25 protein-coding genes are annotated in these 24422 nt (G+C 69.1%); all 25 read right to left on the reverse strand.

The window, feature by feature from the left end:
- Positions 1 to 83: 83 nt before the first annotated feature.
- Positions 84 to 3422 carry an ankyrin repeat domain-containing protein gene (locus HMPREF3114_RS02135; RefSeq protein WP_005420279.1) on the reverse strand — a complete coding sequence of 1113 codons (3339 nt, stop codon included), beginning with the start codon at positions 3420 to 3422 and terminating at the stop codon, positions 84 to 86.
- Positions 3415 to 3675: a YcgL domain-containing protein gene (locus tag HMPREF3114_RS02140; protein ID WP_053498363.1), complete on the reverse strand. Its 261-nt coding sequence runs from the start codon at positions 3673 to 3675 to the stop codon at positions 3415 to 3417. Before HMPREF3114_RS02140 ends, HMPREF3114_RS02135 begins: the two co-directional genes overlap by 8 nt.
- A 160-nt stretch (positions 3676 to 3835) precedes the next feature.
- Complete coding sequence (locus HMPREF3114_RS02145; RefSeq protein WP_005420284.1) at positions 3836 to 4276, reverse strand: hypothetical protein; 441 nt, start codon at positions 4274 to 4276, stop codon at positions 3836 to 3838.
- A gap of 59 nt (positions 4277 to 4335) precedes the next feature.
- Positions 4336 to 5574, reverse strand: a complete 1239-nt coding sequence (locus HMPREF3114_RS02150) for a beta-ketoacyl-ACP synthase (RefSeq protein WP_005420285.1) — start codon at positions 5572 to 5574, stop codon at positions 4336 to 4338.
- Positions 5574 to 6305, reverse strand: coding sequence for a 3-ketoacyl-ACP reductase FabG2 (locus tag HMPREF3114_RS02155; RefSeq protein WP_049416034.1), 732 nt, complete (start codon positions 6303 to 6305; stop codon positions 5574 to 5576). Before HMPREF3114_RS02155 ends, HMPREF3114_RS02150 begins: the two co-directional genes overlap by 1 nt.
- Positions 6302 to 6757, reverse strand: a complete 456-nt coding sequence (locus HMPREF3114_RS02160; RefSeq protein ID WP_005420287.1) for a hotdog family protein — start codon at positions 6755 to 6757, stop codon at positions 6302 to 6304. Before HMPREF3114_RS02160 ends, HMPREF3114_RS02155 begins: the two co-directional genes overlap by 4 nt.
- The gene (locus tag HMPREF3114_RS02165) at positions 6754 to 7938 is read right to left on the reverse strand and encodes a beta-ketoacyl-ACP synthase (RefSeq protein ID WP_053498361.1); all 1185 of its coding nucleotides are present in this window, start codon (positions 7936 to 7938) and stop codon (positions 6754 to 6756) included. Before HMPREF3114_RS02165 ends, HMPREF3114_RS02160 begins: the two co-directional genes overlap by 4 nt.
- Positions 7935 to 8492 carry a DUF3261 domain-containing protein gene (locus HMPREF3114_RS02170; RefSeq protein ID WP_053498359.1) on the reverse strand — a complete coding sequence of 186 codons (558 nt, stop codon included), beginning with the start codon at positions 8490 to 8492 and terminating at the stop codon, positions 7935 to 7937. The genes HMPREF3114_RS02165 and HMPREF3114_RS02170 overlap by 4 nt, the downstream gene beginning before the upstream one ends.
- On the reverse strand, positions 8480 to 9730 hold the full coding sequence (locus tag HMPREF3114_RS02175) for an NAD(P)/FAD-dependent oxidoreductase (protein ID WP_053498357.1): 1251 nt from the start codon (positions 9728 to 9730) through the stop codon (positions 8480 to 8482). The genes HMPREF3114_RS02170 and HMPREF3114_RS02175 overlap by 13 nt, the downstream gene beginning before the upstream one ends.
- Positions 9731 to 9782: 52 nt before the next feature.
- On the reverse strand, positions 9783 to 12137 hold the full coding sequence (locus tag HMPREF3114_RS02180; protein ID WP_053498355.1) for an MMPL family transporter: 2355 nt from the start codon (positions 12135 to 12137) through the stop codon (positions 9783 to 9785).
- Complete coding sequence (locus HMPREF3114_RS02185) at positions 12130 to 12753, reverse strand: LolA family protein (RefSeq protein ID WP_176746367.1); 624 nt, start codon at positions 12751 to 12753, stop codon at positions 12130 to 12132. The genes HMPREF3114_RS02180 and HMPREF3114_RS02185 overlap by 8 nt, the downstream gene beginning before the upstream one ends.
- Before the next feature lie 2 nt (positions 12754 to 12755).
- On the reverse strand, positions 12756 to 13181 hold the full coding sequence (locus HMPREF3114_RS02190) for an acyl-CoA thioesterase (RefSeq protein WP_080375077.1): 426 nt from the start codon (positions 13179 to 13181) through the stop codon (positions 12756 to 12758).
- Positions 13174 to 14724 (reverse strand): HAL/PAL/TAL family ammonia-lyase, encoded by a 1551-nt coding sequence (locus HMPREF3114_RS02195; protein WP_053498353.1) that lies wholly within the window; start codon positions 14722 to 14724, stop codon positions 13174 to 13176. The genes HMPREF3114_RS02190 and HMPREF3114_RS02195 overlap by 8 nt, the downstream gene beginning before the upstream one ends.
- Positions 14714 to 15655 (reverse strand): LpxL/LpxP family acyltransferase, encoded by a 942-nt coding sequence (locus HMPREF3114_RS02200; RefSeq protein ID WP_053498351.1) that lies wholly within the window; start codon positions 15653 to 15655, stop codon positions 14714 to 14716. Before HMPREF3114_RS02200 ends, HMPREF3114_RS02195 begins: the two co-directional genes overlap by 11 nt.
- 1 nt (position 15656) lies before the next feature.
- On the reverse strand, positions 15657 to 16427 hold the full coding sequence (locus tag HMPREF3114_RS02205; protein ID WP_053498350.1) for a glycosyltransferase family 2 protein: 771 nt from the start codon (positions 16425 to 16427) through the stop codon (positions 15657 to 15659).
- Positions 16417 to 18102 (reverse strand): ApeI family dehydratase, encoded by a 1686-nt coding sequence (locus tag HMPREF3114_RS02210; RefSeq protein ID WP_053498349.1) that lies wholly within the window; start codon positions 18100 to 18102, stop codon positions 16417 to 16419. The genes HMPREF3114_RS02205 and HMPREF3114_RS02210 overlap by 11 nt, the downstream gene beginning before the upstream one ends.
- Positions 18095 to 18646: a COG4648 family protein gene (locus tag HMPREF3114_RS02215; protein WP_049416044.1), complete on the reverse strand. Its 552-nt coding sequence runs from the start codon at positions 18644 to 18646 to the stop codon at positions 18095 to 18097. The genes HMPREF3114_RS02210 and HMPREF3114_RS02215 overlap by 8 nt, the downstream gene beginning before the upstream one ends.
- Before the next feature lie 22 nt (positions 18647 to 18668).
- Positions 18669 to 18926, reverse strand: coding sequence for an acyl carrier protein (locus tag HMPREF3114_RS02220; RefSeq protein ID WP_005420312.1), 258 nt, complete (start codon positions 18924 to 18926; stop codon positions 18669 to 18671).
- A gap of 17 nt (positions 18927 to 18943) precedes the next feature.
- Positions 18944 to 19201, reverse strand: a complete 258-nt coding sequence (locus HMPREF3114_RS02225; protein WP_005411610.1) for a phosphopantetheine-binding protein — start codon at positions 19199 to 19201, stop codon at positions 18944 to 18946.
- On the reverse strand, positions 19188 to 19985 hold the full coding sequence (locus HMPREF3114_RS02230; protein WP_005420313.1) for a lysophospholipid acyltransferase family protein: 798 nt from the start codon (positions 19983 to 19985) through the stop codon (positions 19188 to 19190). Before HMPREF3114_RS02230 ends, HMPREF3114_RS02225 begins: the two co-directional genes overlap by 14 nt.
- Positions 19978 to 20721 carry a beta-ketoacyl synthase chain length factor gene (locus HMPREF3114_RS02235; protein WP_053498347.1) on the reverse strand — a complete coding sequence of 248 codons (744 nt, stop codon included), beginning with the start codon at positions 20719 to 20721 and terminating at the stop codon, positions 19978 to 19980. Before HMPREF3114_RS02235 ends, HMPREF3114_RS02230 begins: the two co-directional genes overlap by 8 nt.
- A gap of 218 nt (positions 20722 to 20939) precedes the next feature.
- Positions 20940 to 21953 (reverse strand): cytochrome d ubiquinol oxidase subunit II, encoded by a 1014-nt coding sequence (gene cydB / locus HMPREF3114_RS02240; RefSeq protein ID WP_053498345.1) that lies wholly within the window; start codon positions 21951 to 21953, stop codon positions 20940 to 20942.
- 1 nt (position 21954) lies between these two features.
- Positions 21955 to 23352 (reverse strand): cytochrome ubiquinol oxidase subunit I, encoded by a 1398-nt coding sequence (locus HMPREF3114_RS02245; RefSeq protein WP_005420319.1) that lies wholly within the window; start codon positions 23350 to 23352, stop codon positions 21955 to 21957.
- A 213-nt stretch (positions 23353 to 23565) separates the two neighbouring features.
- Complete coding sequence (locus HMPREF3114_RS02250) at positions 23566 to 23781, reverse strand: hypothetical protein (RefSeq protein ID WP_053498343.1); 216 nt, start codon at positions 23779 to 23781, stop codon at positions 23566 to 23568.
- Complete coding sequence (locus HMPREF3114_RS02255; RefSeq protein ID WP_005420322.1) at positions 23778 to 24422, reverse strand: RNA polymerase sigma factor; 645 nt, start codon at positions 24420 to 24422, stop codon at positions 23778 to 23780. Before HMPREF3114_RS02255 ends, HMPREF3114_RS02250 begins: the two co-directional genes overlap by 4 nt.

A 24422-nucleotide genomic window follows, 5' to 3' on the forward strand; every position in this document is an offset into this window, starting at 1 on the left:
CGGCAGTAGATCCACGCCATGCGTGGATGCTTTGGCTTCCGGGCACGATCATCCACGCATGGCGTGGATCTACCGAGTCCCGATCAGCCGTTGTCGCGCAGGAACCGCGCCATCGAGGAAACGCCCGGCACGCGCGGCTCGAACTCGCCGGCCACGTCGATGAAGCCACGCATCACCGCGATCTCGCGCGGGCTGCGATTGAGGCTGTCGCGCGCTTCAGGATCGGCGCCGGCGCGCAGCAGGCGCTGCACCAGCAGCGGCAGGCCATGCAGCGCGGCCAGATGCAGCGGGCCGAAGCCACGCGGATCGCGTACGTCCAGGCTTACGTCCTCGTCCAGCAGGCGCTCCACTGCGGCCATCACCACCTGCTCGTCGCAGGCGGTACCCGGCTCGGCGCGCGCGCCCAGCAGCAGCAGCAGCGGCGTGACAGAACCAGCGGCGGCCTGGTCCGGTTCGGCACCGGCCAGCAGCAGGGTGTCGAGCAGCGCCAGCAGGCGCGAGCGGTCGCGGGCACTGAAACCGTACAGCGCGGCACAGTGCAGCGGACCCAGCTGCTGCGCGTCACCGGCATGCACGTCGGCACCCGCCGTGAGCAGGCGCGCGACGATGTCCGGAAGGCCCAGCGCGGAGGCCAGCATCAGCACCGTCACGCCACCCGGCAGGCGGTGTTCCAGCTTGGCGCCAGCGTCGAGCAGGGCCGAAACGATGTCCACCTGGCGCATGCTGACCGCCGCCGACAGCGGCGTCGCGCCACTGGCCGCCGCGTGCTGCGGATCGGCGCCGCGCGCCAGCAGCAGGTCGGTTACCGCCAGGTGGCCGCCACCGGCAGCACGCAGCAGCGCGGTGCAGCCCTGTGCGTCGACGGCGTCGACGGCGAAGCCCAGATCGATCAGGCGGCGCACGGCATCGACGTCACCGGCCATTGCGGCGGCCGGCAGATCGGCCTCGCGCAGGGTGCGGCGCGGCAACGGCCACACCCGCCAATCGAGCCAGTCGGCCAGATCGCGGCGACCGATCGACAGCGCCACGCCCAGCGGTGTCTGGCCGTCGGCGGCACGTGCTTCCGGCGAGGCACCATGCTGCACCAGCAGCTTAAGCGCGCCTTCGCGGGCCAATGCGGTGGCCAGGTGCAGTGCGGTCATGCCGTGGCTGTCGCGTGCTTCGCGATCAACGCCGGCCTTGAGCAGGGCCTGCTGCAGCCGCAGCCACCCCAGGCGCACCGCCAGCGACAGCGGCGGATCGCCCGCCGGCGAGGCGGCGAACGGATCGGCGCCACGCTCAAGCAGTTCCAGTGCCAGCTGTTCCAGGCCACGCGCGGCCTGGTCGTGCTGTGCGCAGGCAGCAAGGAAGCGCGCCAGGCCACCGCGGCCGGCCGGCGACAGGCCACGCTGCAGCATCACCTGCAACGCCGGCACTGCATCGATGCCGCGCGACAACAGCGCGAACATCGGCGTATCGGAGCAGGCATCACGCACATAGGGATCGGCGCCGTGGCCCAGCAGCCAGTCCACCGCACGCGGTTCCAGCGCCAACTCCGGATCGAGCAGCAGCCCGCCCAGTTCCTCCGGTTGGCACAGCCTGGCCAGCGCCGCCATGCCGTCGGTGTTGCCGAAGCCCAGGGCCTCGCGCAGCAGGGTCAGCGGCGGACGGTCCGGCAGCAGGCCGCTGGCACTGGCTGCTTCGCCACGATCGGCCAGGCCATCACTGACCGCAGCCGGCAACGGATAGGACGGGTCCAGCAGGGCTACGATCGCCCAGCGGCCGGCCTCGGCGGCGTAGTCCACCGCACGGCGGCCGACCGGATCGGTGGCATCGGCCGCGATGCCCAGTTCGACCAGGCGCTTGATCAGCAGCGGCGAGACATCCTCGGCCATCGCCGCCAGCTGCACCGCATTGCGGCCTTCGCCGTCCACCGCGACCAGGTCCGGCTTGTGCGGCAGCAGGTGTTCGATCACGGCGGCGCGACCGGCACGGGCCGCTTCCAGCCACGGCGTACGCCCCAGTGCATCGCGCGCCTCCAGATTGGCGCCCGCGCCGAGCAGCACGCCGATGATCTCGACATGGCCGGCCAGGGCCGCCTCATGCAACGCACTGCGGCGCTGGCGATCGCGGGCGTCGGCCCGTGCCTTGTGCTTGAGCAGCAGCTGCACGCCCGCCGGATCGTCATCCTCGGTGGCGGCGGCGGCCAGCAGCACCGGGGTGCCATCGGCCGGTTCGCAGCGTGCACCGCGTTCGAGCAGGAAGCGGGCCAGACGCCAGTTGCCCACCTGGCAGGCCACCGCCAGCGGCGACCAGCCATCACGGTTCAGCGCATCGACTTCGGCAGCGGCATCGCGCAGCAGCGCGGCCACCCCCGGGTCGGAACTGCGTGCGGCATGGTGCAGCGGGGTGTTGCCATCACTGTCGGTGGCACGCGAGTCGGCGCCGTTGGCGAGCAGGGTCATCACCGCTTCGGGGCGGCCATGCCAGCTGTCGCGGGTCGCCGCCAGCAGCGGGGTCATGCCCCGGTGCGGCGCATTCACATCGACGCCGCGGGCAATCAGTTCGCGCAGCAGGCGCAGGTCCGGCAGCACCGCGGCCAGCACCGCCAGGCTGCGCTGGTCACGCCAGTTCGGGTCCGGCAGCGCATACGGATCGGCACCGGCCTGCAGCAGCTGCAGGCCCCGGTCGATGCGGCCCTGGCGGGCGGCTTCATACAGCGCCGGTGTCAGTTCCTGCGGCGCCATCGCCTCCAGCGGCAGGGCGTCGGCCGCCGCTGCGAACATCGGTTCGGGTTCAGCGCTGGACGCCACCAACGGGCTGGAGCGCAACGACACCAGCGGCGCAGGCGCGACCCGCTGCAGCAGCAGGTGCAGCACCGGCGACAGCAGTACGACCGCCAGCGCGGCGGGCCAGCGCGCGCTTTCCGGCAACAGGCCCGGCCAGGCCGGCAGCACCACCAGCGCGGCCAGCGCAATGACCAGCGCGGCCACGCCGAGGCCACGCCAAGCAGTCAGGTCGCGCCCCGCCAGCGCCTGCCAGTGCTGGGCCAGGCTGCCATCCAGGCGTTCGACATCGTTCCACAATGGCCAGGTGCGCCAGGCCGCCAGCAGGCCGGCACTGACCAGTACGCTCAGGCCAAGCACTGCCGCCAGGCTGCCGCTGTCACGCAGCGCTGCGAGCGGCCAGGCCAGCAGCAGCGCCAGCAACAGCGGGGCGGCTGCCCACAATGCCAGCAGCGCCGGCAGGTCCTGGCGTGCGACCACCTTCAGCGGCAGCAGCGCGCGGCTGCGGCGCCACCACGATATCGCCAACGCGAACGCGGGCTGCGCCAGTGCGGCAAGGACCGCACCCGGAACGCCGCCCACGGCGGCGCCCAGCGCCAGTACCGCGCCCGCGGCGAAGGCAATTGACAGAATGCGCGGACGGGAGGCGTCAGTCATAGTGGCGCGGCATCAGGCTGGCCACCGTCGGCGGCACCTGCAGGTAGAACCCGCGCTCGCTCATTTCGCTGCGGACCTTTTCCGGGTCAGCCTGCGCCAGGCGGCGCTGGGCATCCAGGACCACCTCCAGCACGAAGGCGAGCGTCCCCAGCGAGGTGAGCAGCGGCGCGGGCAGCGCGCTGAAATCATCGCGTCGGGGAACGTAGACGTAGGTGTCCGGCTTGAGTTGGCTTTTATAGACGTAGGCGTGCATGTCCGCGGGACGATAACCCGGGAAGAGCCATGATTGTGTCGGAAAGCCGACACCGGGGAAAGCCGTCAGCCGACGATGGCGGCGCGATCGGCGGTGTTTCGCCTGCGGGGTTCAGCAATGTGGCGGCGACGTTCAGGCTGCGCCGCCGCCACACGGGCGCTTACTTGACCTTGGCGTAGGTGCCCTTCAGCGCGACACCCGCAAGGATGGCACCGGCGTAGCACTCGTAGTTGGTGCTGCTCTTGAACTCGTTCTTCTTGTAATAGCTGACGATGTCGACCACGGCGTTGGCGCCGCGCGACTTGGCACCGTCCTGCAGCGCGCGCAGTGCCGACAGCGCAACCCAGCGGCAGGCCTCGGCATCGCTCTTGTTGGCGGCGTTGGTCTTCTTGTTGGTCACGTCTTCGCCCAGGCGCTGCTGCACGCTGACCGGCTGGCCGGCCAGATAGAAACGCACGCTGCCGTCGATGCCGGCGTCCTTGGCGGCCTGCGAATTGACCAGTTCCTGCAGGGACTGTTCGACACGCGTGTCGCGGGCGGAAGCGGTGGAAGTCAGGGCCAGCAGCGCGGTAGCCGTGGCGATCATGAGAGTGCGGCGCATCGGAACATCTCCTTGTCGAGGGTGCGGGGGTAACGGGAACGGTGTGTTGGCGCAGTGGATCACTCGCTCCAGCGGCGGAACACCAGCGAGGTGTTGATGCCGCCGAAGGCGAAGTTGTTGCTCATCACGTACTCGGCCTGCAGTTCGCGGCCCTGCCCGGTGATGAAGTCGAGCTGGCCACAGCGCGGGTCGACCGCGGCCAGGTTCAGGGTGGGCGCGAACCAGCCGGCACGCATCATCTGGATGCTCACCCAGGCCTCGAACGCGCCACAGGCACCCAGCATGTGGCCGACGTAGCTCTTCAGCGAGCTGATCGGCACGCGGCTGCCGAACACCTGTGCGGTGGCCTGGGTCTCGGCGATGTCGCCGTGGTCGGTGGCGGTGCCATGGGCGTTGACGTAGTCGATCTGCGCCGCGTCCAGGCCCGCGTCCTCCAATGCCAGGCGCATGGCCTGGGCCATGGTGTCGGCACTGGGCTGGGTGACGTGCTGGCCATCGCTGTTGGTGCCGTAGCCGACCACCTCGGCAAGGATGGTGGCGCCGCGCGCCTGCGCGTGCTCCAGGTCTTCCAGGATCAGCGTGCAGGCGCCCTCGCCCAGCACCAGGCCATCGCGGCCGGCATCGAACGGGCGAGGCGTGGTCTGCGGCGCGTCGTTGCGCACGCTGGTGGCGAACAGCGTGTCGAACACCGCTGCAGCGGTGGCATCGAGCTGCTCGGCACCGCCGGCCACCATCACCGTCTGCTTGCCGCTGCGGATGGCTTCATAGGCCGCGCCCACACCCTGGCTGCCCGACGTGCAGGCGCTGGAGGTGGTGTACACGCGCCCGGACAGGCCGAAGAACACGCCGATGTTGACCGGCGCGGTGTGGCTCATCATCTTCAGATAGGTCGTGGCGCTGATGCCATCGGTGGTGAATTCGTTGAGCATGCGCCCGAATTCGCCGGTAGCCTCGTGGCTGCCGGACGAGGAGCCATAGGCCACGCCGGTACGGCCACTGCGCAGCACCGGATGCTCATTCAGGCCGGCCTCGCGCAGCGCCACCTCGGTGGCGCGCACCGACATGATCGCGACCTTGCCCATCGAGCGGGTGGTCTTGCGGTTGTAGTTCGGCGGCAGCTCGAAGTCCTGCGCCGGCGCGGCCAGCTTGGTGTTGAGCCCGGCATAGACATCCCACTCGGGCATCGCACGCACCGCGTTGCGGCAGCTGCGCAGGTGCGCTTCGATGGTCGGCCAGTCGTGGCCGAGTGGACTGATGGCAGCGGCGCCGGTAACCACCACGCGACGATCGGCGGCCATCAGAGCATGCCTCCGTTCACCGAGATCACCTGGCGGGTGATGTAGCCAGCCGGTTCGGACAGCAGGAACGCCACGGTAGCCGCCACTTCGTCCGGGCGGCCAACGCGGCCGGCGGGAATCAGCTTGAGCGCGTGTTCAACCACTTCGTCGTTGAGCATTTCGGTCTCGATCAGGCCCGGGGCCACGCAGTTGACGGTGATCTGGCGGCTGGCCAGTTCCAGCGCCAGGGCCTTGGTGGCGCCGATGATGCCGGCCTTGGCGGCACTGTAGTTGACCTGCCCGCGGTTGCCGGCCAGTCCGGAGACCGACGACAGGGTGACGATGCGGCCCGGCTTGCGCCGCCGCACCATCGGCATGATCAGCGGATGCAGCACGTTGTAGAAGCCATCCAGGTTGGTGTGGATGACCTGGTCCCAATCGTCCGCTGACAGCGCCGGGAAGGCGCCATCGCGGGCGATGCCGGCATTGCAGACCACGCCGTAGTAAGCGCCGTGCGCTTCGACATCGGCCTCCAGAGCGGCCCGCGCAGACGCGCGGTCGGCCACGTCGAACACCAGCACGCGGGCCTGCTGGCCCAGTGCCTGGATCTCGGCGACCACCGCCTGTGCTTCATCCACGCGGCTGCGGCAATGCACCACCACGTCGAAGCCATCGCGCGCGATGCGCAGCGCGATGGCCCGGCCGATGCCCCGGCTGGCGCCGGTCACCAGCACGCTTCGATTCCCTGTCATGCCTGTCCACTCTCCAGATAGGCCATCGCGTCGGCCGGTTCGAACACCGACACGTTGGCTGTCGCCCATTCTTCCTCGCCTGCCAGGATGCGGCAGGCGAACATCCCCAATCCATTGTCACCCAACAGCTCGCAGCGCGCCTGTACGCGCAGCCGCGAACCGCTGGGGAAGCTGCTGCGCGCGCTGCTGTAGCGGCGGCTGCCGAGCAGGAAGCCCAGCTGCGGTGGCCTGCCGGCCGCACGCGCTCGGCAACCGGCCCAGGCCGCGATGGCCTGCGCCATGTACTCGATGCCGACCCATGCCGGCACCTGGTCATCCTCGACGAACAGGCCGGCCTCGGGCACCACCAGTTCGGCCTCGATGGCGTCCTGGTCCCACTGCGTGATGCGCTCCAGCAGGCACATGTCCTGGCGGTGCGGCACCACGTCTTCGATCGCGTACAGCGTGTTCATCGACGCTCCAGTGCCAGCACGGCATTGCTGCCGCCGAAGGCGAACGAATTGCTCAGCACCCGCCGTGGCGGCTGCGCAAGGCGCGTGCCCGGTGCGACCAGCGGCAGCACCGGCAGTGCCGGGTCGGCCACGCCGTCCCACCAGTGCGGCGGCAGCAGCTGCTGCGGGTTCTCGGCCAGCACGATCCAGCACAGCGCCGCCTCGATGGCACCCGAGGCACCCAGCGTATGGCCGGTCAACGGCTTGGTCGAACTGGCCGGCACGTGGCTGCCGAGCACCTGCGACACGGCCAGGCTTTCCATCGCATCGTTGTGGCCGGTCGCGGTCCCATGCAGGTTCACATAGTCCACTTCGCCGGCGGCCCAGCCAGCACGCTGCAGCGCCTGCTGCAGGGCGTCGATGGCGCCCAGGCCCTGCGGGTCCGGGGCGGACATGTGGTGGGCGTCGGCCGACTCGCCCCACCCCGCCAGGCATACCGGGCCGGGTTCGCGGGTGAGCAGGAACAGCGCGGCGCCTTCGCCGATGTTGATACCCGTACGATGCTGCGAGAACGGATTGCAACGTTGGGCCGAGACCGATTCCAGCGCGCTGAAGCCGGCCACGGTGAAGCGGCACAGCGAATCGGCGCCACCGGCGATCACCGCATCGACGATGCCGGCGCGCAGCATGCGTGCGGCCGACATCAGCGCCTTGGCACTGGACGAGCAGGCAGTGGACAGGGTCCATGCCGGCCCCTGTGCGCCACTGCGCTGGCGCACGAACTGCGCGGCGGTGCCCATTTCCTGCTGGGCGTAATCAAAGCCCTGCGGCCACTGGCCCTGTTCGGCATGGCTGCGCAATGCCTGCTCGGATTCACCAATGCCCGAGGTGCTGGTGCCCAGCACCACCGCTACGCGCTCGGCGCCATGGCGGGCGATCGCCGCGGCCACTGCCGGCGCGATCTGAGCCAATGCCACGTCCAGCAGGGCATTGTTGCGCCCGCGCAGGGCCACCGGCAGGTCATCCAGCGCCGGCAGCGGCGTGCGTACTTCTCCCAGCGCCAGGGTGTGCCCCGGCAACAGGCTCTCGTTGTCGCTGAGCCCGCCCGGCGCGTCGGCGAACAGTGCCGACGTCACGGCGGCGCGGCCAGCGCCGAGTGCACAGACCACACCCAGGTCGTTCAGGTAGATCGGTGCGCTCATCGGTCCGGCCCGGCCATGTCGATCGATTCGATGCGCAGCGCATAGCCTTCGGCGCGGTTGTCCAGCTGCACGCTGCCATCGTCCAGCCGCTGCAGGTGCAGCCACACGGTGCCCTCACGCGACAGGCTGCGCTGATGGCCATCATCACTGACCTGCCAGCCCGCCGGCAGCACGGCGGCAATGGCCGCGGTCGGCCACAGCGCGAACTGCAGGTCATCCAGCACGCGCTCGGCGCGCACCTGCGGTGGCAGCCATGGCGCGCGCTGCTGGGTCAGCTGCTGGCCGTCCCATTGCAGGCGCACGCCGGTCTGGCCCATCGCCTGCACGGCCAGCTGCACCTGCTGGGCGTCGGCTTCCAGCAGCGCGTCGAGATCGCGCTCATGCGTGCCGAAGCGGAAATGCAGCTGCTGCTGCAGCGCCAGCGGCGCCGGCAAGCTGGCCGGCGACAGGCGCAGCGGCGGCAGCTCCACCTGTGGCTTGGGCATGCGCCCGGCACAGGCGGCCAGCAGCAGGCACAGCAGCAGGGCCGCAGTACGGAAGATCAGGCGCTGCACAGCTGCTCCAGCACGCGCATGCGGCGACCACTTTCATCGGCCACATAGGGGTTGTTGGTGTCCCAGGCATATCCGGCCAGGATGGAACTGATCATGTTGCGCACTTCGGGCTGCTGCTGCGGGTGGTAGATGATCTTCTGGAAGCCGCCTTCGTACCAGCTTTCCACGAAGCGACGGAAGGTCTTCACGCCGGCACGCAGCGGGATCGAGAACTCGGCCTCCCAGTCCACGGCCTGGCCGGCATAGCGGCGCTTGAGGCATTCACTGGCCAGCTGCGCGGACTTGAAGGCAATGGTCACGCCGGAGGAGAACACCGGATCGAGGAACTCGCCGGCGTTGCCCAGCAACGCGTAGCCGGGCCCCCACAGCGAACTGACGTTGGCCGAATAACCGGTGATGCGGCGCACCGGCAGCACCGCCCATTCGGCGTTGGCCAGCAGCCCGGTCAGGTTGGGGTCCTCGCCGACGATGGCCTGCAGCTTCTGCAGGTCGTCACCCTCGTAGCGCTCGAAGAACGACGGCTCGGCGACCACGCCCAGCGAACAGCAGCCGTTGGAGAACGGAATCGTCCAGTACCAGACGTCGATGTGCTCGGGGTGGGTGGTGATCAGGATCTTGTTGCGGTCGAAGTCCGCTTCGGCCGGAATGTTGTCGCGCACGTGGCAGAAGATCGCGCCGCGCACCGGGAAGTTGGACGGCGACTCCAGCTGCAGCAACCGCGGCAGCAGCCGCGCGAAACCGGAGGCATCGAGGATGAAATCGGCCTCGATGCGGTATTCACTGCCGTCCGGGCGGCGCACCGTCACCGCCGGTTGCTCGCCCGGCTCGACCGCAAGCACTTCGTCGCCGAAGCGCAGCGTGGTGCCCATGCGCTCGGCGCCGCGCGCCAGCACGTTGTCGAAGTCGGCGCGCTGCACCTGGTAGGTGGTGCCCCAACCCGGCGAGAACTTCTTCCTGAAGTCGAATGCAGTGCGCGCTTCGCCGTGCACGAAGGCGGCACCGTTCTTGTACTGGAAGCCCGCCTCGACCACATCCTGCAGCAGGCCGGCCGCCTCGATGTACTCCATGCTCTGCGGCAGCAGGCTTTCGCCGATGGAGAAGCGTGGGAACTGCTGGCGTTCCAGCATCAGCACCTGGCGGCCCTGCTGGCGCAGCATCGCCGCAGCCACCGAACCGGCCGGGCCCGCGCCGATGATCAGGATTTCAGTACGTTCGACAGCATCCACAGCAGTGTTCATCGGTGCGTCCTTGTTGCTCGATCAAGTGGAAAGAAGGAAGTCGGAAACAGGTTCAGGCCGGCGGCAGATCGTGCGGCGGCGGACGGAACAGCGGCGAGATCAGCCAGACCAGGCCGATGCCGAACAGCAGGGTCAGGCCGAACGCGCGCAACGCCGGGGTCTGCGACAGGCCCAGCAGGCCGAACGACAGCCAGGTGCTGGCCGCGCCCACGCACACGGCCAGCCAGGCACTGGCGTCGCCGCGGTGCTCGATCAGGAAAATGCCGTAGTCGATGCCCATGCCCAGCAACAGCATCAGTGCCAGCACGTTGAACAGCTGCAGTGGCTGGCCGAACAAGCCCAGCAGGCCCAGGGTCAGCGCACCGGCAATCAGGGTCGGCGCGAACACGCGCCAGGCCTGGCGGCGATAGCGCAGCCACAGCGCGCCGAACACCAGCACGATGCCGACCAGCAGCAGCCCGCCCATCAGCTTGCGGTAGTGGCCCAGCAGCTGCGAGAAGTCGGCGGTGCGGTCCACCCAGCGCACACCCGGCAGGCCTTCGGCCGCCCCGCGCAGGGTGGCCAGCGCATCAGCGCGCGACAGGTCATCGACCATCACCACGCTGATCATCTGCCCGCCGACCTCGCCCACCCACAGGTGGCGGAACGGCTGCGAGGCCGGCGAGGCCAGGAACGCTTCGGCGGTGAGTGGCGCGTCCGCGAACGGCGGTCGCTGCAGTGGCTCTCCCACGGCGTCGGACACGGCCGCAAGCACACCCGGTTCAACCTTCGCAGTCAGCGCCGCATCGGCCTGCTGGCGCGACGGCGACGGCAGCCAATCGCTGATCGCACGATAGCCACCAATGCGCTTGTCGTTGGCCAGTACACGCAGGCGTTCGGTCAACGCTTCCTCACGCTGCAGCAGCTGCGCCGCGTCGGTGCCCTGCACCAGGTAGAACTGCGCCGGGCTGGGCATGCCCAGCAGCTGGCTCAGCCGGATCTGCTGGGCCATCAACGCCGGCGGCGAGGACTGCAGGCTGCGCAGGTCGTCGTTGCTGTTCAGGCGGGCAATGCCGATGGCAGACAGCGCCAGCGTGATCACCACGAACACCGTCACCGGGCGACGGCCATGCAGGCGCGGGAAGCGCTCCAGCGTGTTGCCCAGCCACTGCGAGAAACGGGTCTTGCGGATCTCACCGCCATCCAGCCACGGGAACCAGAAAATCACCGTAAGGAAGGCGGCGGCCAGGCCGACCACCGAGAACAATGCCATCTGGCGCAGGCCCGGGAACGGGGCCAGGCCCAGTGCCAGGTAGGCCAGCGCGCTGGTCAGCAGGGCCAGCCACAGGCCGGGCAGCAGGTGCCGCAGCAGCTTCCAGCGACGATCAGCCGGTTCGGCCTGGCGCGAAGCGAACCAATGGATGCCGTAGTCCTCGGCCACGCCCACCAGCGACGCACCAAACACCAGGGTCAGCACATGCACCTTGCCAAATACCAGCACGGTCACCGCCAGCGCCACGCCACAGCCGATCAGCAGTGAGGCGGCAACCAGCAGGATCGGCCGCAGCGAACGGAACGCCAGCCACACCAGCAGCAGCACTGCGGCCAGCGAGCCCCAGCCGATCGTGTTGATCTCCTGGTTGGCCTGCACCGCCGCCGCTTCGGCGTGCAGCGGCACACCCGCATGCAGGATTTCCAGCTCGGGCGCCGCCGCCCTGGCGGCCAGCCCGGCACGTTCCAGCAGCCCGTCGAGATGGCGCTCGCCGTCAAGCTGGAACGCCGACCCCGGCGTATCGAACTGCAGTACGGCCCAATGCCTGCCCTCGGCTTCGAGCAGGCCGTCATCGCCCAGCCGCAACCCCGACCCCTGCGCCTGCTGCTGCCACCATTGCGGCCACAGCGAGAGCGGGTCTTGCCGCCAATCGGTCAGGCGCGGTGCGCCCATCGGACCGTACAGCGCAGCCAACGCCTGCTCGGCCAACGCGCCCGGCTCGCTGCTCTGCAGCTGCTCGCGCTGGGCCGGGGTCAGCAGGCGGTCGCGGTACGGCGCGTAGAACGCGCGCGCCTCGTCGAACCAGCCTTCGATCGAACCACTGGGCACCAGCAGAGCACGGTCGTTGTCCTTGGCCATCGCCGCAGCGAACGCCGCCTGTGCGCGCTTGGCGGCGGCGCCATCCTTGCTGCCCAGCAGCACCACCACCTGGCGCGAGCTGCCGTCGGCGATGCGCCGGGTGACGTCACTCAACAGGCGGTCATGCGCGTCCTGCGGCAGCAGGGCGAGGATGTCGGTGTCGATCCGCGACTGCTGGCTCCACAGGCGCCATTGCTGCGCACCCAACACCAGCAGGAGCACCAGCCAGGCGATGCCCAGCCAGTGCCACCAGCGCCGCAACCGGTCCGGCCCGTTCGATGCTGCCCCCTCACTCAAAGCGGCGTGCCTCGTCGGCGGTGAGCGTGGCCGGCGCTTCGCTCAGTGCACTGAACTGGATCTGCGTGCGGTCCTTGTTGGCCTCGACGATCTCGACCTGGCGCACGTAGCGGTCACCTTGCAGGGTCAGCGACTGGAACGCCTTGGCCAGCATCGCCGACTTCGGCGTCAGCCGCAGCCGCCAGCCCTGCCCTTCACGGCTGGCCGCCACGTTGAACTGGCCGGACAGCGCCTGCACGTCGCCACTCATCAGCGCGAACATGATCGCGTTCACCGAACGCATCGCCGGCTGCTGCCGTGCATCGAGCTCGACACGGGTGCTGCCATCGCGCTGGCGGCTGAGGATGCGGTCGGCGGTGACCACCACTTCGGAGGGGAACGGCTTGAGCGTGGTCCAGATCACGCCGTGCTGGCGCGCGACCACGAACTGGCCCTGCGAGCGCAGCGGGTTCTTGAAGCCGCTGACCTGCTTTTCCTGGCTGAACTGGCCGCGCAGCACGTCCGGCCGCGCCACCGCCTGGGTGATCGCATCGATGGCGGGGTCGGCGGCCTGCACCTGCGGTGCGGCAATGAACATCAGCGCGCACAGCAGCACGCTGGAAAGACGGACAAGCATGTTCACGGCGCAGGCACTCCCAGGCGTTCCCACAGTACCGGCGGGCACTGGTACAGCATTTCCTTGCTGGCCGCGTCCACCGCGACCTGGATGGTCATCGCGCGGGTCAGTACCTGGCCGCTCTGCGCATCGACGATTTCGTACTCGATCTTCAGCCGGTTCTCCCATTCCACGATGCGCGCGACCACGCGCAGGGCCTGGTTGAACAACAGCGGCCGCACGTACTTCACCCGCGCATCGACCACCGGCCACAGGTAGCCCGATTCGAGCATCTGTGGATAGTCGTAGTCATAGCGCCCGAGCAGCGCGCAGCGCGCGATCTCGAAGTACTTGAAGTAGTTGCCATGCCAGACCACGTTCATCGGATCGCAGTCATGGAAGGCAGGGGTCAACGCGATTTCGCCAACCCGTTCGATGGCCTCATTCACCGGCGTACAGCTCCCAACGTTGCGCGCGGATCTCCACCAGCAGTTCCCGCAGTTCGCGATCCAGCGCGCGGTCTTCTTCGACCAGGGCGATGCGCTGCCCCAGGTCGGCGTACATGTCGGCCAGACTGCCATGCAGCTGCGCATTCAGGCCAACCCGTTCGCGCAGCGCCAGGCCCTGGCGGGCAGCGATCAGCATCGCGGCCACCACCTGCTCGGTCAGCTCGATCACGCGCAGGCAGTCGCGCGCGGCAATGGTGCCCATGCTGACCTTGTCCTGGTTGTGGCACTCGGTGGAGCGCGAGAACACGCTGGCCGGCATGGTCTGCTTCAGCGCTTCGGCGGTCCAGGCCGAAACGCTGATCTGCAGCGCCTTCAGGCCATGGTTGATGGCCGCGCGCGGGCCGGTGGCCGCCGACAGGTTGGCCGGCAGGCCATGGCTGTAGCGGGCATCGACCACCAGCGCCAGCTGCCGGTCAAGCAGATCGGCAACGTTGGCCACGGTGTTCTTCAGGGTGTCCATCGCCAGCGCGATGTGGCCGCCGTAGAAGTGGCCGCCATGCAGGATGCGCTCGCCATCGGCATCGATCAGCGGATTGTCGTTGGCGCTGTTCAGTTCGGTTTCGATCAGCTGGCGCAGGAACGGCAGGCTGTCCTCCAGCACGCCGATCACGTGCGGCGCGCAGCGCAGCGAGTAGCGGTCCTGCAGGCGCTGTTCATTGCGCGGCGGACGCTCGCTGTGCAGGTCGCTGCGCAGACGCGCGGCGATGCGGCCCTGGCCCGGATGCGGCTTGGCCGCGAACAGGGTTTCGTCGAAGTGGTGCGCGTTGCCGTCGCTGGCCAGCACGTTGAACGCGGTCAGGCGCGTGGCCATGCGTGCCAGGTAGTCGGCGCGCTGCCAGGCCAGGCAGGCCAGGCCGGTCATCACCGCTGTGCCGTTCATGATCGCCAGGCCTTCCTTCGGCCGCAGCTTCAGCGGGGTCATGCCGATCTTCGCCAGCACCTCGGCCGCCGGCTGCACGCGGCCGTCGTGCAGCACCTCGCGCTCGCCGCACAGCACCGCCGCCACGTAGGACAGCGGGGTCAGGTCACCACTGGCCCCCACCGAGCCTTCGGCCGGGATCATCGGCAGCACATCGTGCTGCAGCAGCGTGGCCAGGCCTTCCAGCAGCGGCACGCTGACACCGGACATGCCGCGCACCAGCGAGGCCAGGCGCGCAGCCAGCACCGCACGGGTCTCGACCGGGTCCAGGTAACGGCCCAGGCCGCAGCCGTGGTAGGTGTACAGGTGGTGCGGCAGCTCGGCCACCAGCGCCGGCGGGATGTTCACCGTGCACGAGTCGCCATAGCCGGTGGTCACGCCGTAGATCACGCCATCCTCGCGCAGCAGGCGGTCGAGGAAGTCGGCACCACGCTGGATGTGCGCGCGGAACGCCGGCGCGTCGCTCAGTGCGGCCTCGCACTGGCGCTGGGCCAGGGCAACCACGTCTTCGATGGTCAACGGTGCATCGCCAAAGCGGCACACGGGTACGGCGTCAGTCGTCATGCGGAGCCTGATCCCAGAAGGGGAAGAAATTGAACCAGTCCAACGGGGACTGGATGACCTGGAGTTCCAGCCAGCGCGCGAAGCGCTGTGCCTGTTCGGCAAGTGCCGCGTCGCGCGAGCCACGCGGCAGCACGATGCGTTCGGCGAATTGTTCAAATGCCACGCGATAGCCCTCGCCCTGGTGCAGGCAGGCCATGGTGTAGACCGGGCAGCCCAGCGCCGCGGCCAGCACATAGGCGCCGATCGGGAATGGCGCGCGATGGCCGAGGAAATCGGCGGTGACGCTGCGGCCGCCCTGCACCGGCGTGCGGTCGCCGACGATGGCGACGAAGCCACCGGCCGCCACGCGCTCGGCCAGCATCACCGCGGTGGCCGGCCCCATTTCGGTGACCTGCACCAGCTCCACCGCCGCCAGCGGGTCCAGCCGCTGCAGCAGGCGGTTGAAGCGCTGCGCATGCGCGGTGTGCACCAGCACGGTGATGCGGAACCCCGGCACCTGTTCGGCCAGCACCTGGCACAGTTCCAGGCAGCCGATGTGCGCGGTGAGGATCAGACCGCCTTCGCGGCGCGCGATCTTCTGCAGCACCAGGTCGCGGTGCAGGTGAATACGGTTGGCCGGGTAGCGCCCGCCCAGGCCGAGGATCTTGTCCAGCATCGTGTCGGCGAAGGCGAAGAAGTGGCGCAGGCTGTCGCGCCGGGTCGGCGCGCGGCCGAGCACACCGCTGTATGCCTGCAGCCGCTGCAGGTACTGCATCGAGGCCTGTCGCCCCACACGGTTGCCCAGCCAATGGCAGGCCACCACCGGCCACGCGCACAGGCGGAATGGCCAGCGCCCGAACCAGCGGTGCACCCAGCACAGGAACAGCACGCCGGCCACCGACGTCGATTCGCCGATATCGGCCCAGTGCGGGGCATCCTGCACGGTCGCCATCTCAGCGCTGCCCCTGCAGGCGGCGCCACAGCAGCCGCGGTGCGCGCCAGAGCATGCCGAAGAACAGGCGGGTGTGCATGCGGCTGATGCGCACGTTGTCGCGCCACACATCGAAGTGCGACACGCCATCGGCGGGATAGGTCACGCGCGTGGCCAGGTGCTCGACCGGCAGCTGGCGCCAGTACAGGCGCACCATCACTTCAGTATCGAAATCCATGCGCCGGCCGATGGTCTCTTCACCGATCAGGCGCAGCACCGGTGGCAGTGGATACACCCGGAAGCCGCACATGGTGTCGCGCAGGTGCAGCGACAGCGTGTTGATCCAGACCCAGACGTGGGTGGCGTAGCGGCCATACAGGCGTGCCTTGGGAACACTGGCGTCGTAGGCCGGAATGCCGCAGATCACCGCGTCGGGATGCACACGCGCGGCCTCGATGAAACGTGGCAGGTCAGCGGTATCGTGCTGGCCGTCTGCGTCGATCTGCAGCACGTGGCTGTAGCCACGCGCGCCGGCTTCAGCAAAACCGGCCAGCATCGCCCCACCCTTGCCCTGGTTGGCGTCCAGGCGCAGCAGGTCGACGCCCTGGCGCTGTGCCAGCGTGCGCAGCACCGCCGCGCACGCATCATGCGAACCATCGTCGACCAGCAGGCAAGGCAAGCCAGCGGCCTGCACACCGTCGACCACCGCCACGATGGCGTGCTCGTGGTCGTAGACGGGAATCACCACCAGTGGCGCAAACGCGGCACCGGCAACGGCCGGGTCAGTCCGCATCGGCGAACACCACCCTGCCGCTGGCATGTACACCGTGGCTGGAGGTATAGCGGAAGGCCAGCACGTTGCGTGCGGCATCCCAGTCCAGCTGCAGGGTCAACTCATCGCCCGGGCGGGCCACGTGCTGGAACTTCACCGCGTCCATGCGCAGGAACGCGCGCGGCATCGCAAATGCCTGGCGGCCGAAACGCATCGCCCAGTCCAACTGCGCAACACCGGGCAGGATCGCCGCCTGCGGGAAGTGGCCCTGGAACGGCCGCAGCGCCGGGTCGAGGATCATGCGCAGCGTGGCGCTGGCGGCGTCGCGGCGGTCCCAGACCGGCACCGGCATCAGTGGCTGGAACAGCGCCGCCAATGCCGCCTGGGTCACCTTGCCCTGCGCGTTGATCGGCAACGCCTGCACCAGGCGCCAACGGCGCGGCCGGGTCACCGCGTCATGCGCATGCGCCAGGCGCGCGCCCAGGCGTTGGCCCAGCGCACGGCGCGCGGCGTCGCCGCCCTCCAGCAGCGCCGGATCGGCCGGAACCACCACGGCGGCCAGCTGCTCGCGCTGCCCGGGCAGCACCAGCACGCGCACGTCATCCACTTCGGCGTCTTCGCGCAGCGCGCGTTCCAGCGCATCCAGCGAGACGCGGCGCTCTTCGATCTTGACGATGCGGTCGGCGCGGCCCAGCAGCCGGAAACGGCCATCGGCCAGGGCTTCCACGCGGTCCTGGGTGCGCCACCAGCCGGGGGTTTCCAGATGCGCCGAGGCCACCGCCAGGCAGCCGTCGTCGATCCGCCACTGCACACCCGGCAGCGGCTGCCACGGCGGCAGGTCGGTGTCCCAGCGGCGCCAGGCGATACCGCCGGTCTCGCTGCTGCCATAGACCTCGGTCGGGGCCACGCCCAACCACTGCCGCACGTGTCGCGCCGCGTCCTCCGGCAGCGGGCCACCGGAGGAGAACACCGCGCGCAGGCGGCCATGCAGGCTGGCCCAGTCGAGCTGCTCGGGCAGGCGCTTGAGATGGGCCGGCGTCGCCACCAGCACCGTGTCGGTACCGGCCAGCGCACCCACCAGGTCTTCGTGGAAGAACCGACGCGGATGGATCAGGCGGCCGGCGGCCAGCGGCCACAGCACGCGGAACAGCAGCCCGTAGATGTGCTGGTGGGACACCGTGCCGTGCACCTGCGCGCCATCCAGCTGCGCACCGAACGCGGCCTGCAGCGCTTCCACCTCGCGCGCCAGCTGGTCCAGGCGCTTGCCGATCGCACTGGGCTGGCCGGTGCTGCCGGAGGTGAACACGCACAGCTCGCAGGCGCGCTCGTCCAGCGCCTGCAGTTCGTCGTCCAGTGTGGCGTCCAGCGCCGCCAGCGGGCGGTAGTCGGCCGCCACGTCGCCCGCGAAACCGCTCACCTGCGGCTGCAGCGCCTGCAGCGTGGCCGGCAGGTTGTCAGCGGCCAGGAACACCCGCTTGCCGGCATGCCAGGCGCCGAACAGCGCCGCAGCGAAGGCCACGGCGTCATCGAAATACAGGGCCCAGTCGCGGCCTTCAGCCGCCGCAAAGGCGGCGCGCCAGCCCCGTACGCGCTGGCGGAAGCAGGCGTGGTCAACCATGTCTCCATCGCACAGGCCGACGCTGCGCTGCGGCCGCGCCTCCAGCAGCAGCCGGTCCAGGGCAATCCACTCAGCCATGCGCGTGCGCCGCCTTCACCCGCCGCCGCACCAGCCACTCACCTGCGAACAACACGCCCATCATCACGTACGCCAACAATCCGTTGTAGAGCATCCAGGCCCGGTCCGACGCGTACAGCGCGGTCAGCAGGGCCAGGCTGCCGTTGAGAACGAAGAAGCCGCACCACACCTGGGTGACGCGGCGGGTATAGGCCACCGCGAACGGGGGCAGGTCCGGCTCCTGCAGCCGCGCCAGGCGCTCCACCAACGGCGGCCCGAAGCGCAGGCTGGTGCCGAACACCGCCAGCATCACCGCATTGACCAGCGCCGGGTACAACTTCAGCGGCAGGGCCTGGTTGAGCACGGTGGCCAGCACCGCCAGCAGGCCGGTGCCGGCGGCGGCGGCCCACCACAACGGCTGGCGCGTGCTCAGCGCACGCAGCAGGGCCAGGGTGAACAGCAGCAGCGACAGCCAGCGCGGCTCGAAGCGGCCCATCGCCAGGTACACCAGCAGCGGGTAGGCAAGCGAAATCGCTGCCACCACGACGGTACGTGCGCGAGCCATGGCGAAGCCGCCGGCGCTGCGGTCAGGCGGCTGCCTGGTCCGGCAGCAGTCCATACACGACATCAACGATGTCCTGCACGGTGCGCACGGCCTTGAACGCTTCCGGCTGCAGGTTGCGGCCGAGCAGTGGCTTGAGCTGCACGATCAGGTCGACCGCATCGATGCTGTCGATGTCCAGGTCGTCGTAGAGCCGGGCCTCGGGGGTGATCCGGGCGGTTTCAATCTCGAAGCTGTCGGTCAGGATGCTGACGATGCGTTCGAACAGTTCATTCTTGGTCATGGCTATTCCTGGCGCCGTTACGACTGGCGGGCGGCGACGAACTCGCCGAGCGCGCGCACGCTGGAGAAATGGCGACGGGTTTCTTCCGAATCGGCCGAGAGGCTGACACCGTACTTCTTCTGCAGCGCCAGGCCCAGCTCCAGCGCGTCGATCGAATCCAGGCCGAGGCCCTCGACGAACAGCGGCGCGGTCGGATCGATGTCCTCCGGCGTGATGTCCTCCAGCGAAAGGGAGGAAATGATCAATTCCTTGATCTCGTGCTCAAGTGCTTGCACGGGGCGGATCTCCAGACAGGTCGAAATAACGAGAAAGGTGCTCGGTGACGCGGCGGGCTGCCAAGGCATCCCCCCTTGGCGAGTCGTCATCGGCCAGGAAGGGCGCGATCGGGATATCTTCGCCGATCTGCAGCCGAACGTGAAAGCGACGTGAGGGGACACGATACCACTTCTGTCCCTTGGTCAACGTGGGCGGGGTGCAGGTGATCCGCACCGGGGTGATGTCCAGCCGGCCACGGACGGCGATGTTGGCGGCCCCGCGCTGCAGCCGCGGCGGCTGGCCCGGCACGCTGCGGGTGCCTTCGGGGAAGATCACCAGGGTGCCGCCGGCGTGCACCGCCGCCACGCAGTCATCGACCAGGCCAGCGCCATCGTCATTGGAGATGTAGCCGGCCGCCCGCACCGGACCGCGCATGAACGGGTTGCAGGCCACGGCCCGTTTCACCACGCAATCGGCGTTGGGCAGCAGCGAGATCAGGCAGACCACGTCGATCAGGGTCGGGTGATTGGCCAGCACCAGCAAACCGTCGCGCTGCAGGCGTTCACCGCCCTCGATCTGGTAGGTCATCACCCCCAGCGCGCGCATCAGGCGCAGATGGCTGGCAAAGGCAACCTGAACCACGCGGCGGGCCCGGCGGCGACGGACCACCGGGTCGCGCATCAGCAGCAGCACCGGCATCACCAGCACGCCCAGCAGCAGGCCGCCCATGCCGAATGCGGCAAAGCTCAGGCCGGTGCCGAGCACCCGCCAGGCATGATCGAGACGGCGCAGCGCCTCAGCCACGGCGCCCCCAGCGCCAGCGCTGGCCTTGCGCCACGTGCTCAAGCGCCGGCGCACCGGACAGCAGGAAGCGGTGCAGGTCCAGCGCGTGCGGCAGCGCGCCCGGGGCGGTGGCAGGGGCCTCCGGCGCCGCCTCCCACTGCAGGGAGAGGGTCGGCTGGCCCGGCATCGGCGCCGTCAAACGCCAACACCAGGCAAAGAACGGGTCGGGTTCGTCGGCGAACGTCGAGTAAATCTCGGGAAGGCGCGACTCATACACCACGACCCGCACTTCGCGGGCGCCATCGGCGAGCAGACCGGCCGCTTCCAGGCAGGCGGTCTCGACCGTGGCCTGGCCGGCGGCCAGCGCCAGGTAGTTGCCACGGTGGCCGCGCGCGATCGAGTACAACGCCGCGATCGCGTTGTGCACCGACAGGCCGAACCCCGTCGGTGACAAGGGCTGATCACTGGCCAGCGCCCCCAGCAGCTCCATCGAACGGGCCACGTCGCCGTGGCGGCTGGCGAACACCAGCGGGACCTGGTTGTCCGCCCCCTGCCCATCCTCGCACCAGCAGGCAGCCTGGATCGCCATCCGGCCCAGCCGCTCGATGCGGCGGCGCTGCATTGCCGGGATCTCGGCCAGCGCCGGCGTGTCTTCGCCAACCGGCGGATACGGCGCATCGGCCCAGCCCAGCCACTGGCTACGCTCGCTCAGGCCGGGCGCCCAGGCAGCCCAGTCGACGATGGAGAATTCGATCATTTAGCGAAGGTGCTTCAACGGGAGAACAATAGGCACGAGCCATTACGGCGACGCGCGGCGGCCCCCCATTCCTGCAGCCGTGCGTCCGTCCAGGACGTCGCCGGCCGCCCCCCTGGCTGCCGGAAAGGAGCGCACGCTAGCACGTCCTGCACGGGGTGTGCAGGTTTCACATTCCCCAACACGGGAGCCGGCACCGGCGCCCCCCCCGCTTCAATCGATCAGTGGTAACCGGTATCGGCGTGCACCTTGCCGCGGAACACCCGGTACGACCACGCCGTGTAGCCGAGGATGACCGGCAGCAGAATGACCAGCCCGACCAGGGTGAAGCCCAGCGAGGAGGCCGGCGCGGCGGCCTGCCACAGGGTCATCGACGGTGGCAGCAGGTAGGGCCACATCCCCAGCACCAGGCCGAGGAAGCCGAGTACGAACAGGGCCAGGCTGAGCAGGAACGGCGGCAGGTCACGGCGCGGGTGGGTGGCACTGCGCCACAGCGCAGTGGCTACCGCCAGGGTCAACAGCGGCACCGGCGACAGCCACCAGAAGTTGCCGTCGCTGAACCAGCGCGCCATCAACCGCGAATCGAGGAACGGCAGCCAGCTGCTGACCAGGCCCATCGCCGCGATCACCGCCACCACCAGCGGCCGGGTCATCTGCCGCGCCAGCGCCTGCACGCGCCCTTCGGTCTTCAGGATCAGCCAGGTGCTGCCCAGCAGCGCATAGCCGGCCACCAGCGCGGCACCGGTCAGCATCGCGAACGGGCTGAACCAGGCGAACGGCCCGCCCTGATAGACACCGTCCACCAGCGGGATGCCCTGCACCAGGGTGCCCAGGATCACGCCCTGGGCGAACGTCGCCAGCAGCGAACCGAGGCCGAACGCCACGCTCCACAGCCGGCGTGACCGATGTGCCTTGAAGCGGAATTCAAAGGCCACGCCACGGAACACCAGCGCCACCACCAGCACCAGCACCGGCAGGTACAGCGCCGACAACAGCACCGCATAGGCCCTGGGGAAGGCCGCCAGCAGGCCGGCACCACCCAGCACCAGCCAGGTCTCGTTGCCGTCCCAGATCGGCGCGGCGGTGTTCATCATCAGGTCCAGCTGCTCCTCGTCCTCGGCGAACGGGGCGAGGATGCCGATGCCAAGCACGAAGCCGTCCAGCACCACGTACATCAGCACGCCGAAGCCGATCACCGCGAACCACGCCACCGGCAGCCAGGTCATCAGGTCCATGTCAACGCTCCTCCAGCGGTTCGTCGGCTGCCGACAGCGGGCGCGCCGGGGTGTGGCTGCCGTGGTCCAGCGACGGCCCTTCGGCGTAGGGCTGCGGTCCGTGGCGCAGGATCTTCACCAGGTACCAGATGCCCCAGCCGAACACGAAGGCATAGCCAACCACGTAGACACCCAGCGACAGCGCGGTCATCCACGCGCTCTGCGGGCCGACCGCATCGGCGGTGCGCAGCAGGCCATACACCACCCATGGCTGGCGCCCCATCTCGGTGACGAACCACCCCGACAGCAGCGCGATGAAACCGCTGGGCAGCATCCAGTTCCAGCCGCGCAGCAGCCATGGCGAATCGAGCAGCTTGTTGCGCCACAGCTGGAAGGCCGACACCCAGGCCAGCAGCAGCATCAGCGTGCCCAGCCCGACCATGATGCGGAAGGCAAAGAACACCGGCGTCACCGGCGGCCGCTCGCTGGCCGGTACCGCGGTCAGCGGGTCGAAGGTGCCGTCCAGGCTGTGGGTCAGGATCACGCTGCCCAGCTTCGGGATGGCCACTTCGAAATCGTTGCGCTCCTCCTTCTCGTTGGGCAGCGCGAACACCACCAGCGGTACGCCCTCGCCTTCCCGGGTCTCATGCCAATGCGCTTCCACCGCCGCGATCTTCATCGGCTGGTGCTTGAGCGTGTTCAGGCCATGCATGTCGCCGACGAAGATCTGCACCGGCACGGTCAGCGCGGCGAATGCCACAGCGGCGATCAGCATGCGCCGGCCCGCTTCCACGTGCGTGCCCCTGCGCAGGTACCACGCACCCACGCCACCAATCACGAAACAGGTGGTGATGAACGAGCCCAGCGCCATGTGCGCGAGGCGGTAGGGGAACGAGGGATTGAACACCACCTGCCACCAGTCCACCGGATGCACGATGCCGTTGACCATCTCGTAGCCGGCCGGCGTGTGCAGCCAGCTGTTGGACGACAGGATCCAGAACGTGGAGAACAGCGTGCCCAGCGCAACCATGCAGGTGGACAGGAAATGCAGGCGCGGCGAGACCCGGCCCCAGCCGAACATCATCACGCCGAGGAAGCTGGCTTCGAGGAAGAACGCGGTCAGCACCTCGTAGGTCAGCAGCGGGCCGATGACCGTGCCGGCCACCTCGCTCAGCCGCGGCCAGTTGGTGCCGAACTGGAACGCCATGACGATGCCGCTGACCACGCCCATGCCGAACGACACCGCGAAGATCTTCTGCCAGAAGAAATACAGCTCGCGCCACACCGGCAACTTCGTGCGCAGCCAGCGCCATTCGATGAAGGCCAGCCAGCTGGCCGTGCCGATGGTGAAGGCGGGGAACAGCACGTGGAAACTGATGACGAATCCGAACTGGATCCGGGACAACAACAACGCGTCCAAGGGACGCCTCCTGCCTGCGACCGGTGGGATACCGGACCACTTTAGGAGGATTTCGTTAAGACGGGATGCGACCGGGTGACGCGCTGCTTCACTTTGTCGCAGGGGTCAACCGTTCTGGTAGCTGCCAACCTTGGTTGGCACACACGCCCAAGCGCCGACCAAGGTCGGCATCCACCCACCGCGATTGGAGCGGCCCCTTGCCCGGCGGGTGCCTCAGTGCCAGAAATACCAGGCCGCCGCAGCCAGCAGGGCGCCAAACAACAGCACCTGCACCACCACATAACCCACGCCACCGTCGCGCGACTCAGCGGCAATGCGCTTCTGCAGCGCCTCGCTCACATCCGGCGTGTCTTCCTGCTGCGCCTGCTCACGCAACGCCTGTGCCAGCGCGCGCGCTTCCGCATCGCGAGGGTCGGTCGGTGGGTTCACAGCAGCTCTCCGGCGGTGGCATGCCGCGTCAGTTCCTGCTTCAGGGTCTGGCGCGCGCGGTGCAGGTGGCTCTTGATGGTACCGCGCGCCAGCCCGGTCACCTGTTCGATCTCGGCCAGATCGAAATCCTCCAGGTAATGCAGGCCGACGATCAGGCGCTGCGGCGGACTCAGCCGTTCCAGTGCCGCGCTGAGCTGGCGCCCGGCCTGCAGCGCCTCGCTCAACTCGGCGGGCCCGGGGCCTTCATCGCCGATGCCCAGTTCCTCCGGCGCCTCCACCGCCACCATCCACTGCGCCTCCAGACGCCGCCGGCGCAGGTGCTGCAACGCCGTGGTGTAGGCCACCCTTGAGACCCAGGTGCGCAGCGAGGATTCAAAGCGGAACCGGTGCAGCTGGCGGAATACCGCCAGGAAGGTTTCCTGCAGCAGGTCGGCCACCTGGTCGCGGTCGCCGACCATCCGCCCGATCAGATGCGCGCAGGTACGTTGATGGGCCTGCACCAGCTGCGCGAACGCCGGTTGCGAGCCGTCGATGATGGCGATGACCAGGGCGCGGTCGTCGCCCGCGTCCAGCGAGGGCTCAACGCGGACATCGCGGCGGCGTCCCCGCCATGCAGCCAATGCTCCGCCCAGCAGGCTCAT

Origin of the sequence: Stenotrophomonas sp. HMSC10F07 (assembly GCF_001807895.1) — a bacterium.
In the GTDB taxonomy this organism is placed as follows: domain Bacteria; phylum Pseudomonadota; class Gammaproteobacteria; order Xanthomonadales; family Xanthomonadaceae; genus Stenotrophomonas; species Stenotrophomonas sepilia.